We start from the raw sequence: 13,404 nt of genomic DNA on the forward strand, positions 1-13,404 counted from the left end.
GCCCGGCAGGGGCACGAACGCAGGAGAACAAGGACGGACCCGTGAGATTCCTCGACCGCAGCACCGCCGGACACCAGCTGGCCCGCAGGCTCGCCCCGCTGCTGAGCGCGCGGGCCGGTACCGGGGTGGTGGTTCTCGGGCTCGCCCCCGGCGGGCTGCCGGTGGCGGCGGAGGTCGCCGAGGCCCTGGACGCCCCGCTCGACGCCACGGTGGTCCGGCCGCTGGCCGTCCGCGGCCACGACCGCCCGGTCGGCGCGATCGCCGACGGCGACGCGCCGCTGGTCGACCGGCACACCCTGAGGAGCCTCGGCGTCACCGCGGCCGAGCTGGGCGCGAGCGTCAAGCGGGAGCGGGTGGAGGTCCACCGCCGCGAGGCGCTCTACCGCCCGGGCCGGGACCGGCTGCCGTTGGACGGGCGCACCGTCGTCCTGGTCTCCGACGGCCTGACCGACGCCCTCACCGCCCGGGCGGCCGTCCACGCCCTCGCCGCCGACCACCCGGCGCGGCTGATCCTCGCGGCGCCGGTCTGCGACGCCCGGATCGCGGCCGACCTGCACCGGGACGTGGACGCGGTGGTCTGCCTCCACCTGCCCCGCTACGCGCACGCCGCCGGGCCCTGGTACGGCGAGTTCCACGAGGTCACCGACCGCGAGGCGGCCGTCCTGCTGCAGCGGCGCACCCCGGCGGGCCACACCGGGGCCGGCCGGGGCTGAGCCGCTTCCTGCCCCCGCCAAAACCCTTTGCCGGGCAGAGGGTGCACGGACCATCCTCCTGTCATGAACCATCCCCCGCACGTCATCGCCCTGGACGGGGCCGCCCTTCGCCGCTTCGACGGCGAGTCGGACCTGTCCGAGTTCTTCGCGGTCATCGAGGAGTCGTTGGAGCACTTGCGGCCCTGGATGCCCTGGGTGGCCGAGCACAGCCGGGCCAAGACCGCCGAGTTCCTCACCGGCCGGGCGGAACTCTGGGCGAGCGGGCAGGACTTCACGTACGCGGTCGTGCTCGACGGCGCGATCGTCGGCGCCTGCGGGCTGTTCCGGCGCGAGGACACTCCGGCCGGGGTCCGCGAGATCGGCTACTGGCTGCACCCCGCCGCCACCGGGCGCGGGCTGGCCACCCGGAGCGTGCGGGCCCTGGCCGGTGAGGCCTTCCGCCTCCCCGGGGTGGAGTACGTCGAGATCGTCCACGACCCGGCCAACCTGGCCAGCGGCGCCGTCCCGGCCCGCCTCGGCTTCACCGAGTACCTGCGCCGCCCCGCGGAGGCGCTCGCCCCGGCCGAGACCGGGGAGGAACTGGTCTGGCGGCTGCCCCGGGAGCAGGCCCCGGCCCGGTGAGCCCGGCGGTCCGCAGCCAGGGGGGAGAGCATGCGGACCGCCGGGTGCGTCGGCCGGGTCGCAACGATCCGGCCGACGCGTCGGGAGCGGACGCGGTCGGAGCCTTCCGGCTCCGCGCGCAGTGCCCCATCTCGAACTCCGCGGTCCCGCCGTGGACCTCACCCACGGCGTCGCGCGTTCGCTCCCGTGCCCAGGAGACCCTCCCCGTCCACGCCGATAACACTTTCTTCCGATTCTTCCGATCGCTTCCCCAGGACATTCGGTTGACGGCTCATCACATCAACCGAGGCACGCTATGGCGGAGCGGGAAGTCGGGCTAGGATCACGACATGGTCACCGCCCGGTCGCCGTTGCGTACACGACGCGCCCGCCCCCGAGGGGTGGTGGCGCGGCTGTTCTGGCTGGGCGCCCTGCTGGCGGCCGTGTTCGCGTCCCACGGGTTCAGTGCGGAGACCGGCGCCGGGCACACCGATCCGATCCGGATCACCTGGTCCACCCACGCCACCACGGCGGTCGACGGCCCCCGGGTCGCGCAGCCTGCGCAGCCCGAACAGCACCAGGAGCACGGCGAGGACGCCGACCACCCCGGCGGCGAGTGCCTGTCCGGGAAGCCCGAGGACGGGCCCGACGCGGGGGCCGACCGGTCGGCCCCCGCCGTCCTGCCCGCCGCCGCGGAGCCCGCACCGGCGCCCGTTCCGACGCGCCCGGCGGCCGGGAGCAGCGGAGCCGGAGCGCCCGAACTCCCGCACCGGATCGCGCATCTGAGGGTCTAGACCGGCCCGGGCCGCGCCCCGCCACGCCCGCCTCGCGGTGCGGGCCGGCGCCCACTGCCCGCGTCCGTTCCCCCGCCGTCACCGATCCGCTGCCGCCGTGTGCGGCCGCGCGGAGTCCCGTCATGCCCAACCGGCTCCTGGCCGCGCTGCTGCTCGGCCTGTTCTCCCTGCTGCCCGTCGGCTGCGCGGAGCGGCACCACGATGCCCGTCCGCACCGCTCCCCCGCGGCCACCGCCCCGGTCTCCACCCAGACCACCACCGCACCGACCACCGCACCGATCACCAGCGCGCCGACCACCAGAGCCCCGACCGAGCCGAGCGGCGCCCCCGCCGGTTCACCGGAGCGCTCCTGCCCGGAGGTCGACGACCTCGCGCCCGCGCAGCGCTCGGTCCGCACCCCCGCGGCGTCCCTTCCCTTTCCCACTCAGGTGCCCGTCGCCGACCCCGGCGCCGGGCGGGCGGAGCCTCCCGCGCCCCGCCCGGCGGCCGCCGTCGGTCGCGCCGCCCGTACGACCGGGCCGAGAGGCCCGCTGCTGGTCACCGGTCGGTGGCGGATATAGCGGCTCGGAGTCCGTCCGAACCGCCGTACCGTCCGCCAACCTGCCTACAGGAGACCAGACATGACGTCCCTCACCCATCGCACCGACGACCACGCGGCCCTCAGCGGCCTGGTCGGCAACACCCCGGTCCTGCGGATCGGCGAGCCGCTCGCCCCGGCGGGCCGCGGCTTCTGGGCCAAGCTGGAGGGCTTCAACCCCGGCGGCATCAAGGACCGACCGGCCCTGCACATGGTCCAGCGGGCCCGGGCCCGGGGCGAGTTGAGCCCGGGCGGCCGGATCGTCGAGTCCACCAGCGGCACGCTGGGCCTGGGCCTCGCGCTGGCCGGCATGGTGTACCGGCACCCGGTCACGCTGGTCACCGACCCGGGGCTGGAGCCGGCCATGGCCAGGCTGCTCACCGCCTACGGCGCCGAGGTGGAGACGGTCACCGGCCCGCACCCGCGGGGCGGCTGGCAGCAGGCCCGGCGCGACCGGGTGGCCGAGCTGCTGGCCCGCCGCCCCGGCTCGTGGTGCCCCGACCAGTACAACAACCCCGACAACACCACCGCCTACACCCCGCTGGCGCTCGAACTCGCCGCCCAGCTGGGCCACCTGGACGTGCTGGTGTGCAGCGTCGGTACCGGCGGGCACTCGGCCGGCACCTCCCGGGTGCTGCGCCAGCTCTACCCGGGACTGCGGGTGGTCGGGGTGGACACCGTCGGCTCCACGATCTTCGGCCAGCCCGACCGCGCCCGGCTGATGCGCGGCCTCGGCTCCAGCATCTATCCGCGCAACGTCGCCTACCGGACCTTCGACGAGGTCCACTGGGTCGCCCCGGCCGAGGCCGTCTGGACCTGCCGCCGACTGGCCGCCTCGCACTACGCCACCGGCGGCTGGAGCGTCGGCGCCGTCGCCCTGGTGGCCGGCTGGCTGGCCCGCACCCGGCCCGCCGGCACCCGGATCGCCGCGATCTTCCCGGACGGGCCGCAGCGCTACCTCGGCACCGTCTACGACGACGAGTACGGTGCCGCGCACGACCTGCTCGACCACCCGCCGGCGGACGCCCCGGACGAACTCGCCCGGCCGGACGAGCGGGAGGTCACCCGCTGGACCCGCTGCACCGAGGTGGTCGACCCGCTGACCCTCGCGGGCGCCCCCGGCGGTGCCGCGTGAGGGGGCTGACCGCCCAGTTCCGCGGCCACGAGCGCAGCGTGCGGCTGCTGATGGTCAACCAGTTCACCATCAACCTGGGCTTCTACATGCTGATGCCCTACCTGGCCGCGCACCTGTCCGGCGGCCTGGGCCTGGCCGGCTGGACGGTCGGGCTGGTGCTCGGGGTGCGCAACTTCACCCAGCAGGGCATGTTCCTGGTCGGCGGCACGCTGGCCGACCGGTTCGGCTACAAGCCGCTGATCGTGGCGGGCTGCCTGCTGCGCACCGTCGGCTTCGCCGCGCTCGGCCTCTCCTCCTCGCTGTCCGCCCTGGTGGCGGCCTCGGCGGCCACCGGCCTGGCCGGGGCGCTGTTCAACCCGGCCGTGCGGGCGTACCTCGCGCGCGACGCGGGCGAGCAGCGGGTGGCCGCGTTCGCGCTGTTCAACGTCTTCTACCAGGCGGGCATCCTGCTCGGCCCGCTGGTGGGCATGGCGCTGACCGCGGTGGACTTCCGCACCACCTGCCTGGTCGCGGCCGGGGTGTTCGCGGTGCTCAGCGCGGTGCAGATCCGTTCGCTGCCGGCCCGCCGGGGCGACGGGCCGGCCGGCGGCCCGGAGCGTACGGGTGTCCTCGCGCAGTGGCGCGGGGTGCTGGCCAACCGCCCGTTCCTGCTCTTCGCGGGCGCGATGACCGGCTCGTACGTGCTGTCCTTCCAGGTGTACCTGGCGCTGCCGCTGGAGGTCCGCCGGCTGGGCGGCGACGGCACGGGCGGGACGGTGGCGACGGCGCTGCTGTTCGTGGTGTCCGGGCTGGGCACGATCCTGCTCCAGACCGGGGTGACCGCGTGGTGCCGGGCCCGGATCGCGCCGGGCACCGCCCTGGTCGCGGGGGTGGCGGTGATGGGCGCGGCCTTCCTGCCGCTGCTCGCCGCCTCGGCCCTGCCCGTCCCGGGGGCGGGCCCCGGGCGCTGGGCGCTCGCCGCCGGGCCGCCGGCGCTGGCCGCGTTGCTGCTGGCCCTGGGCACGATGCTGGCCTACCCGTTCGAGATGGACACCGTGGTCAGGCTCTCCGGGGACCGCCTGGTCGCCACCCACTACGGGCTCTACAACACGGTCTGCGGGGTGGGCATCACGCTGGGGAACCTGCTGACCGGCGCGGCCCTGGACGCCGCCCGCGCGGCCGGGCTCGCCGCGCTCCCCTGGCTGGCGCTGTGCGCCCTCGGGGTGGTCTGCGCGTTCTCGCTGCACGCGCTCCACCGGGGCCGGCGCCTCATCGGGCCCGCTCCGGTGCCCGCCGGGTAGGAACCGCACGGCAACCGCCGAACGGCGGACCCGCAGGCTCACTCCCGGGCCTGCGGGTCCGCCGACACCCCCTCGGGAAGCTTGTACCGAACGGTCCGTTTCCTCATACTTCCGGTCAGCGCCGATCAGGAGCTGATCATCCGCCGTGCTTCCGGAGAGCAACGACCGGGGTCCGCCCATCCCCTGACCGCGCTTCACGGCCCCAACCCTCAGGGCCGTCACCCCCTCAGGAGGAGATCGGTGAGGACCACGCGCACCACGCCCCGCACCGGCAGCACGCCCCGCACCGGCAGCACGCGCCGCTTCCGCCTGCTCGCCGCGGCCCTCGGCCTGCTGACCGCGACCGCGGTCGCCGCGCCGGGCGCCGCCGCCGCTCCCACCCGCACCGCCGAACCGGAACAGCTCTCGGCGATCAGCGACGCCATTCTGAACGCCGAGGTCGACGGCACGGCCTGGTACGTCGACGAAGCCGCCGGACGCGTCGTGGTGACCGCCGACAGCACCGTCTCCCCGTCCTCGCTCGCCCGGCTGATGAAGGCCGCCGGCCCCGCCGCGCCCAGCCTCGACGTCCACCGCGTCCCCGGCGTGTTCACCCCGCTGCTCGCCGCCGGCGACGCCATCTACGGCGGCGAGTACCGCTGCTCGCTCGGCTTCAACGTGGTGAGCGGCAGCACCTACTACTTCCTCACCGCCGGGCACTGCGGCAACGTCGCCCCCGACTGGTACACCGACGTCGCCCACAGCACCCTGATCGGCCCCACCATCGGCTCGACCTTCCCCGGCCACGACTACGCGCTGGTCCGCTACGACAACAGCGCCCTCAGCCACCCGGGCGGCTTCACCTCCGCCCCGGACGCCGTCGTCGGCGAGGCGGTGAAGCGCACCGGCTCGACCACCGGCACCCACGGCGGCACCGTCACCGGCCTCAACGCCACCGTGCGCTACACCGACGGCAGCACCGTCCGCGGCCTGATCCAGACCAACGTCTGCGCCGAGGCCGGCGACTCTGGCGGCCCGCTGTACGACGGCGCCAAGGCGCTCGGCCTCACCTCGGGCGGCAGCGGCGACTGCACCTCCGGCGGGACGACCTTCTACCAGCCGGTCAACGCGGCGCTCTCCGCGTACAACGTCAGCGTGTACTGACCCGCGCCCTTCCGTCCCGTCCGTGGGCCCCGGCGCACCTGTGCGGCGGGCCCACGGCCGTCCCCGGCGCGGGAGGATCAGCCCGCGTACACGTCCTCGACGTACCGGCCGGCCTCGATCAGCCCCTGCAGCCAGGCCTGCGCCCGCTGCTCGTCGGCGCCCGGGGTGCCCTCCCGGTACAGTGCCCGGAAGGCCGCCCGGACGCCCGGCGCCATCCGGGCCCCGTCGCCGCACACGTACACCTCGGCGCCGGATTCCAGCAGCTCCCGGACCTCGGCGGCCTCGGCGGCGATCCGGTCCTGCACGTAGCGCCGCCCCTGCTGGGGCCGCTCGCTGAAGGCGGGCCGCAGCGAGACCGCGCCGGCCCGCTCGGCGGCCTCCAGCTCGCCGCGGTGCAGGTAGTCCGCCGCCTCGTCGTCGCAGCCGAAGTACAGCAGCGCCGGGGCCAGGTCGGCGCCCCGCGCGAGCAGCGCCCGGCGGTCGGCGACGGCGCCCCGGAACGGTGCCAGACCGGTGCCCGCCGCGATCATGACCACCGGGGTGCGGTGGCCGATCCGGAACGCCTCCCGGCAGGGCTGGACCCGGGCCAGCACGGTGTCGCCGACGGCGACCCGGTCGAGGTAGCCGGATCCGGCGCCCCGGAACGTCCCCCGGCCCGAGCGGGCCGGGGCGCTGAGCACCGAGACCATCAGCTCCACCTGGCCGGGGTCGCCGGTGGGCGAGGAGGAGATCGAGTAGTGCCGCGGCCTGATCGGCGGCAGCAGCTCCAGCAGCACCGGCCAGCTCAGCCGCTCCCGCAGCGCCGGGTGGTCCTCGATCAGGTCCAGCAGGGTGCGCGGGTCGTCGTCGGGCAGGGCCCGCAGGGCGGCCTGCTCGGGCGGGCAGGGATTGAGCGCCGCCAGCGCGGCGCGCTGCTCGGCGTTCGGGCGGTCCTGCAGCTCGACGTGACGGGTGAGCAGCTCGCGGACGGTCAGCGGGCGGTCGACGGCCAGTCCGGTGCGCCGGTGCGCCACGATGTTCAGCACCGTGTCCGGGTCGGCGCCGAACAGCTTGGCGGCACGCTCGACCAGCACCGGGTCGTTGGCCGGGAGCACGGTGAGGTGGTCGGCGGTCCGGTAGCCGGTGCCCTCCGGCAGGGCCAGCCGGACCAGCCGCTTGACCCGGTGGTAGGCCGGGTCGGTCAGGCTGCCGACGGCGGTGACGGTCAGCTCCGCCGTGTCGTGCCGGGCGGCGAGCGCGGCCAGCGGGCCGCCGGTCACCTCGGTCACCGTGTACGCGGCCTCCGACTGCTCCCCGGCAGGGGCGTCGGCGTCCCCGTAGCGCGCCAGCAGGGCCTCGCGCAGCGCCCCGGTGAACTGCCGCACGGTGCCCGCCAGGTCGCCGGAGGCGTCGGCCTCGGCGCGGGCCAGCAGCCGGGTGCCGCCGAGCTCGGCGAGCCGGTCGTCGATCAGCGCCGGGACGCGCTGGTAGGTCGCGGCGTAGGTGCGGTCGCCGATGCCGAGCACCGCGAACTCGACGCCCTCGGCCCCGTCGCCCTCCCGGGACTCCTGGAGCCGGCGGACGAACCGGGCCGCGTCGTCGGTCGGCTGCCCGTTGTACGAGGCGGCGGTGATCACCACCGGCCGGTCGGTGGGCAGGCCGTCCGCGTACGCGTCCAGCGGGGCGGTCGCGGTCTCGCAGCCGAGGTCGGCGGCGGCCTCCGCGAGCTGCCGGGTGAACTCCCGGCAGGCACCGTAGTTGGAGCCGTGCAGGAGCAGCAGCCCGGTGCCCTGCCGGACCCGTCCGGGCCGCCCGGCGGCCGGGCCGGCCTGCCGGTCGACCGCCGTCGGCGCGGCGGCGGCGAGGGAGTCCGCGCGGGAGGCGTCGAGGGCCGGGGCGGGCGTGCGCCGGGCGAGGCCGAGGGTGAACCCGTCGGGCTTGATGGTGAGCGTCTGCTTGATGGTCAGCCGGTAGTCGGCGTGGTCGATCAGCCGGTAGCGGTGCACCAGCATGCCGAGCAGCATGACGGCCTCGTGCAGCGCGAACTGCCGCCCGATGCACGCGCGTTCGCCGGTTCCGAAGGGCTTGAAGGCGTGCGGGGAACGGCTCTCCTCGTACTCCGGGTCGAACCGGGACGGGTCGAACAGCTCCGGGTTGTCGCCCCACGCCGGGTCGCGGTGCAGCAGCGGCGTGCTGACGAGGACGGTCTCCCCGGCGCGCAGCGGGATGCGTCCGCCGAGCAGGGTGTCCGCGCGCGCCTCCCGGCTGAACGCGGGCGCCGTCGGCCACAGTCGCAGCGCCTCGTTGAGCACCTGGCGGGTGTGGCGCAGCCGTCCGACGTCCTCGTAGGAGGGCTCGGGATCGGCCCGGTCGCCCCAGAGTGCGTCCACCTCCCGCTGCACCTCGCGCAGCGCGGCCGGGTGCTTGGCCAGGTAGTACAGCGCGAAGGAGAGCGCGCCGGAGGTGGTCTCGTGGCCGGCGATCAGGAAGGTGATCACCTGGTTGCGGATGTTCTCGGCGTCCAGCCGGGTGCCGTCCGCGGGGCGGACGGCACCGAGCATCAGACCGAGCAGGTCCTCGGCCGGGCCCTGGACGTCCTCCTCGGCGCGGGCGGCGATCACCTCGTCCACCACGGCGGCCAGGTAGTCGGAGTCGGCGCGGAAGGCCGCGTCGCGCTCGCGGTGGTCCGCCTCCGGGTCGCGGGTGAGGCTGGTCATCGCCCATTCCAGGCAGCGCACCATCGCCTCGACGAAGGGGTGCGGCTCGTCCCGCTCGAAGGAGCCGAAGTCGAAGCCGAAGCCGGCCAGGCCGATGGTGTCCAGGGTCATCCGGGTCATGTCGCCGGGCACGTCCACCGGCTGCCCGGCGGCCTCCCGGCGGTCCCAGGAGTCGACCAGCCGGCGGGCCACCCGCAGCATCACCGGGTGGTAGGTGCGCATCGAGCCGAGCGCGAAGGCGGGCATCAGGATGTCGTGCGCCCGGGCCCAGTTGGGCTCCTCGTTGTAGGCGGTGAACAGGCCGTCGCCGGTGAACTGCCGGACCTTCTCCAGGGCCAGGCCGATCGACTTGGTGAACCGGGTCTCGTCGGCCAGCTCGGTGACCAGCTCCAGGCCGCTGACGACCAGGGTGTCCCGGCCGTGCAGTCGCTGGACGAAGGCCGGGCCGTGCTCTCTGGCCAGTTCCATGATGCGCAGCACCGGGGCGGCGGCCGGCGGCATCGCCGAGATGTCCACCAGGGGGACGGCCCGGCTCTCGCCCTCGGCCGCCCGCTCGTCCTCGGTCGTGCGCTCCACGGTCTCGGTCATCGGTGTGCCCCTCCCACGGCAGGAAACATTCGTCTCCCACCACTGTGCGCCCACCGGGAGGGGGTGCGGGCCGCGGTCACTACATGATTGTGTAGTGCCCGGGTCGGTTACGGGCTTGCTACGGACCGTCAGCGTAGGCCCCGGGGAAGGAGAATCGCGGATGCGGACGACCGAGGGCTGCGGCCCGGTACCGGACAGCCCGCGGGAGGCGGCGGTGATCTGGCGCAACCGGGCGCTGCGGTTGCTGGACCACGTGCCGCTGCCGATCGCGGTGTGCGAGTTCGGCGGGCGCATCCTGATCGTCAACCGCGCCATGGCGGTCGAATTCGGCCGTTTGCCAGGTCAGTTGCACAACCGTAGGATCCTGGAGTTCTTCACCCTGCGGGACACCGGCACCCTTGAGGCGCTCACCGAGGCCGTCCGGCTGCACCGCCGCTCGCAGTACCCGGCGCGGGTCTCCTGGACGTCCGCCGACGGCCGCGATCGGCACGGCGAGATGACCGTCGACCTGGTCGGCGACACCCCGGAGCAGACCCCGAGCCTGCTGCTGTCGCTGCGGGCGGAGCAGCCAGCGGCCGCCGCCCCGGCTCCCGGCCCGCAGGTCGAGGTCAGCCCGGTCGAGGCCCGGATCCTGGCCGCGGCGGCCCGGGGCGACACCACGGCGCAGATCGCCCGGGAGATCGGCGTCACCCCGGACGGGGTCAACTACCACCTGGCCCGGCTCACCCGGCGCTGGCGCGTCCCCAACCGCACCGCCCTGGTCGCCCGGGCCTACGCCACCGGCGTCCTGGCCCCGGACGCCTGGCCGCCGCGGCCGGCCCGCTGAGCGGGCGAGGGCCCGGGGGCGCCCGGGCCGGTCCGCCGGGCGTGCTCGGGTGGTTTCCCGGGCACGGCCGCGCGGACCCGGGAGATCAGTCCGCCGGGCGCCGTACGGCCTCGATGAAGGCCGTCGTGGTGGAGGGGTCCGGCAGTGGGCGCCCGTAGGCCTCGCCGAGCCGGAGCAGGGTGGTGATGCCGGTGGTCCAGCCGTTCCGGTCGAGCCATCCGTCGGCGTCCGGGCCGAGGCCGCCGCGCCACAGCCCGGTCACGTGGACGAGCGCCGGGTCGTGCGGTGTGCGGCTCACGTCCCGGCCCTGCTCCAGCAGCAGTCGGCTGCCCGGGGCCGCCAGCCCGCCGACCGCCGTGAGCAGTCCGGCCGCCTCCTCGGCCGTGAGGTAGACCAGCAGCCCCTCGGCCAGCCAGACCGAGCGCCGCGCCGGGTCGAACCCGGCCGCGACCAGCCGCTCCGGCCAGCCCGGGTCCTGCAGGTCGGCGACCAGGGCGGTGCGCCCGGTCCGCGGCACGGCGCCGAGCCCGTCCAGGACCTGCTCCTTGAAGGCCAGCACCGGGCCCAGGTCGAGCTCGAACACCCGGGTGCCGGCCGGCCAGTCCAGCCGGTACGCCCGGGTGTCCAGGCCGGCCGCCAGCAGCACCACCTGGTCGGCGCCGGCGGCGGGCAGCCGGTCGTCGTAGAAGCGGGTGCGCAGGATGCCGTGGGTGACCAGGCCCCTGGCGAGGCTGCTGACCGGGCCGGACAGGGCCGGTTCGAGGCCGGCGGCGGTGACGAACGCCAGGGCGTAGGGGTCGACGAAGAGCGGGTCGGGGCGGGAGCTCTCGTAGGCCCGCACCCGGGCGACGGACAGGGCGGTGCGGGAGACCGGGCTGAGCGGTTCGGAGGTCGTCATGCCCGGCAATCTACATCGCCACCGATGCATCGGTGAAGATGTATTCTGTCGGACATGGACGGCGTGCAACTCCTCAGGCTCGGCAAGCGGTTGACCGAACTCGGCCGCGCCCTGATCACCGACCCGGCCTCCGAGCACCTCACCCCCGGGGAGATCGCCGTGATCGCCGACGTGTACCGGCACCCCGCCACCTCCGTCCAGGAGATTCGGGTCCGGACCGGGTTCGCCCAGAGCCACGTCTCGGTCTCCGTCGCCCGGCTGCGCGAACAGGGCCTGCTCGACGCCGCGCCCGACCCGGCCGACGGGCGCCGCACCCTGCTGACCGTCTCCGACCACGCCCGACGCGCCATCCGCGCCCATGTCGCCCGGCCCGCCGAACCGGTCATCGCCAAGGCCGTCCCGGACCCGGCGAAGGCCCGCAGGGTCGCCGAACTGCTGGACGAGCTCGCCGGCCTGCTGCTGCCCTGACCGTCCCCGCCCCCTTCCGTTCCCCCGGCCGCCGGCCCCTGACCGGCCGAGTTCGACAAGTCGGTGACAAACTCCTCCGGTTGCTCCCTCGCGACCGTCGAGCCCTGCCATCATCCGGCTGGACCCGGGAACCGCCCGGGAGGGCCGAGGGAGAGCGATGGACGCGCGGATCGAGGTCGCCGGCGGCGACGAGCCACAGGCGCCCGGCCCCGCCCCCGTCGACGGACCCCCGGCCGTGGCCGACCGCGTCCCGGCACCGCCCGTACGAACGTCACCACCCCGCCCCCACGGCCCCTCCCACCCGCGGAAGCGCCGTCCCGCCGCCCGCGTGATGGCCCGGGTCGTGGCCCGGGTCCTGCTCGTCCTGACCGGTCTGGCCTCCGTCGCCCTCGGCTTCTCCTGGTTCGTCGACGCCTTCGACGCGGCGACCGCCTACCGCGGCGCCCCGGCCTGTACCGCGCCCGTCGCCGCCGCCACGGACTGCACCACCCACGAGACCGGCCGGGTAACGGACAGAAGGGCCGGCTCGAACGAGGATTCCCCCCACTACGAGGTGACCGTCTCCCGCGAGGCGGCGCCCACCGACACCTACGCCGTCTCCGACGGCCTCTTCGGCAGCGTCCGGAGCGGCGACAACGTGGACCTCACCCTGTGGAACGGCCGCGTCGTGGAGATCTCCCACCAGGGCCACCGCTCCCCGGTCACCGAGGTCCCCTGGCTCACCTTCCTCGAACTGGCCCTGCTGGTCGGCGCGGGAACGCTGCTCGCCGTCCACACCCTGCTCCGGCGAGGCTGGGACGGCTGGTTCCTCCCCGCCGTCGCCTGCCTGTTCCTCTCCGTCTTCGCCTTCGCCGGCAGCGTCCTCCTGATCGCGCTGCAGTGGTCCTTCGCCTTCACCCTCACCGTCCCGATCGTCGGCTGGCTGGCCCTCACCACCGTGATCACCGCGATGTGCTGGGAGGACTGACGCCGTAACGGCAGAGGTTCGCCGGGCCGGGCGGGCCGGGCCGGGGCGGGCCGGGGCGGGACGCAGTACCGAGCGGGCGTGACGCCGGCCCGGCGTTACGGGACGTTCCAGGCGGAGATGACCGGCTGCCCGTGCTCAACGGCCAGGAAGCCGAGAGAGCCCGGGTGCGGGTGGCCGAGCAGGCGGGCGGCGGACGCATCGAGCCCGAGCCAGCGAACGGTGATCACTCGCGCCAGATGGCCGTGAGCGACCACGGCGACATCCCCCTGGTCCAGCAGCGGCCGAATCCGGTCCAGCACCGCGTCCGTGCGCGCGGCCACCTGCTGGAGCCGCTCGCCAGGATGGACGGCGTCCCCGGGAACGACGCCGTCGCGCCACAGGTCCCAGCCCGGCCTGGACTCCTGGATCTGCTCGGCGGTCATGCCCTCGTAGCCGCCGTAGTCCCACTCCACCAGGTCCGGATCGGGCCGGACACCGGTCAGACCCGCGAGCTCGGCCGTCCGCATCGCACGGCTCAGCGGGCTGCTGAACACGGCGACCGGACGACGTTCGGCCAGCCTCGGAGCGAGCGCCCTAGCAGCGGCCTCACCCGCATCGGTCAGCGCCACGTCGGTGCGCCCGGCGTGCCGGCCCGACAGGCTCCACTCGGTCTGACCGTGCCGGACAACTATCAGTGCTCCCATGGCCGTGCACGATATCCGATGGCCCGTCGGGTCCGC

Annotated in this window: 13 protein-coding genes; 10 read left to right on the plus strand and 3 right to left on the minus strand. The window is 75.3% G+C overall.

All coding sequences use genetic code 11. The features are described 5' to 3' along the window. The first annotated feature begins 41 nt into the window (after positions 1-41). The 7 genes from ACFVVA_RS00095 (at position 42) to ACFVVA_RS00125 (ending at position 6,242) form a co-directional block, all read left to right on the plus strand. Positions 42-713 (plus strand): phosphoribosyltransferase, encoded by a 672-nt coding sequence (locus ACFVVA_RS00095; RefSeq protein WP_387684095.1) that lies wholly within the window; start codon positions 42-44, stop codon positions 711-713. Positions 714-776: 63 nt separating this feature from the next. After that, positions 777-1,334, plus strand: a complete 558-nt coding sequence (locus ACFVVA_RS00100) for a GNAT family N-acetyltransferase (RefSeq protein ID WP_387684097.1) — start codon at positions 777-779, stop codon at positions 1,332-1,334. A gap of 329 nt (positions 1,335-1,663) precedes the next feature. After that, positions 1,664-2,107, plus strand: coding sequence for a hypothetical protein (locus ACFVVA_RS00105; RefSeq protein WP_387684099.1), 444 nt, complete (start codon positions 1,664-1,666; stop codon positions 2,105-2,107). A gap of 122 nt (positions 2,108-2,229) precedes the next feature. Then, complete coding sequence (locus ACFVVA_RS00110) at positions 2,230-2,667, plus strand: hypothetical protein (RefSeq protein WP_387684101.1); 438 nt, start codon at positions 2,230-2,232, stop codon at positions 2,665-2,667. A 60-nt stretch (positions 2,668-2,727) separates the two neighbouring features. After that, positions 2,728-3,819 (plus strand): PLP-dependent cysteine synthase family protein, encoded by a 1,092-nt coding sequence (locus tag ACFVVA_RS00115; RefSeq protein WP_387684103.1) that lies wholly within the window; start codon positions 2,728-2,730, stop codon positions 3,817-3,819. Positions 3,820-3,869: 50 nt separating this feature from the next. Beyond that, positions 3,870-5,099 carry an MFS transporter gene (locus ACFVVA_RS00120; protein ID WP_387684777.1) on the plus strand — a complete coding sequence of 410 codons (1,230 nt, stop codon included), beginning with the start codon at positions 3,870-3,872 and terminating at the stop codon, positions 5,097-5,099. Between the two features lie 240 nt (positions 5,100-5,339). Further along, a complete protein-coding gene (locus ACFVVA_RS00125) occupies positions 5,340-6,242 on the plus strand; it encodes a S1 family peptidase (protein WP_387684105.1) in 903 nt (300 codons plus the stop codon). A 77-nt stretch (positions 6,243-6,319) separates the two neighbouring features. Here the strand turns inward: ACFVVA_RS00125 and ACFVVA_RS00130 are convergent, their stop codons facing one another. Next, entirely contained in the window at positions 6,320-9,526 is a 3,207-nt protein-coding gene (locus ACFVVA_RS00130) for a bifunctional cytochrome P450/NADPH--P450 reductase (protein ID WP_387684107.1), read from the minus strand. A 160-nt stretch (positions 9,527-9,686) separates the two neighbouring features. Between ACFVVA_RS00130 and ACFVVA_RS00135 the strand changes: the two genes are divergently transcribed. Next, positions 9,687-10,352 (plus strand): helix-turn-helix transcriptional regulator, encoded by a 666-nt coding sequence (locus ACFVVA_RS00135; protein ID WP_387684109.1) that lies wholly within the window; start codon positions 9,687-9,689, stop codon positions 10,350-10,352. A gap of 85 nt (positions 10,353-10,437) precedes the next feature. Here the strand turns inward: ACFVVA_RS00135 and ACFVVA_RS00140 are convergent, their stop codons facing one another. After that, positions 10,438-11,250, minus strand: a complete 813-nt coding sequence (locus tag ACFVVA_RS00140) for an SAM-dependent methyltransferase (protein ID WP_387684111.1) — start codon at positions 11,248-11,250, stop codon at positions 10,438-10,440. A gap of 54 nt (positions 11,251-11,304) precedes the next feature. Here ACFVVA_RS00140 and ACFVVA_RS00145 point away from each other — a divergent pair, with 54 nt between their 5' ends. Together ACFVVA_RS00145 and ACFVVA_RS00150 are read left to right on the plus strand one after the other, a co-directional pair. Next, positions 11,305-11,718 carry a MarR family winged helix-turn-helix transcriptional regulator gene (locus tag ACFVVA_RS00145; RefSeq protein WP_380358054.1) on the plus strand — a complete coding sequence of 138 codons (414 nt, stop codon included), beginning with the start codon at positions 11,305-11,307 and terminating at the stop codon, positions 11,716-11,718. Between the two features lie 157 nt (positions 11,719-11,875). Beyond that, positions 11,876-12,685, plus strand: coding sequence for a hypothetical protein (locus ACFVVA_RS00150; RefSeq protein WP_387684113.1), 810 nt, complete (start codon positions 11,876-11,878; stop codon positions 12,683-12,685). A 95-nt stretch (positions 12,686-12,780) separates the two neighbouring features. Here the strand turns inward: ACFVVA_RS00150 and ACFVVA_RS00155 are convergent, their stop codons facing one another. Continuing rightward, positions 12,781-13,368: a histidine phosphatase family protein gene (locus tag ACFVVA_RS00155; RefSeq protein WP_387684115.1), complete on the minus strand. Its 588-nt coding sequence runs from the start codon at positions 13,366-13,368 to the stop codon at positions 12,781-12,783. Positions 13,369-13,404: the final 36 nt, after the last annotated feature.

It is taken from the genome of Kitasatospora sp. NPDC058048, assembly GCF_042885555.1.
GTDB classification, from domain to species: Bacteria; Actinomycetota; Actinomycetes; order Streptomycetales; family Streptomycetaceae; genus Kitasatospora; species Kitasatospora lactacystinica.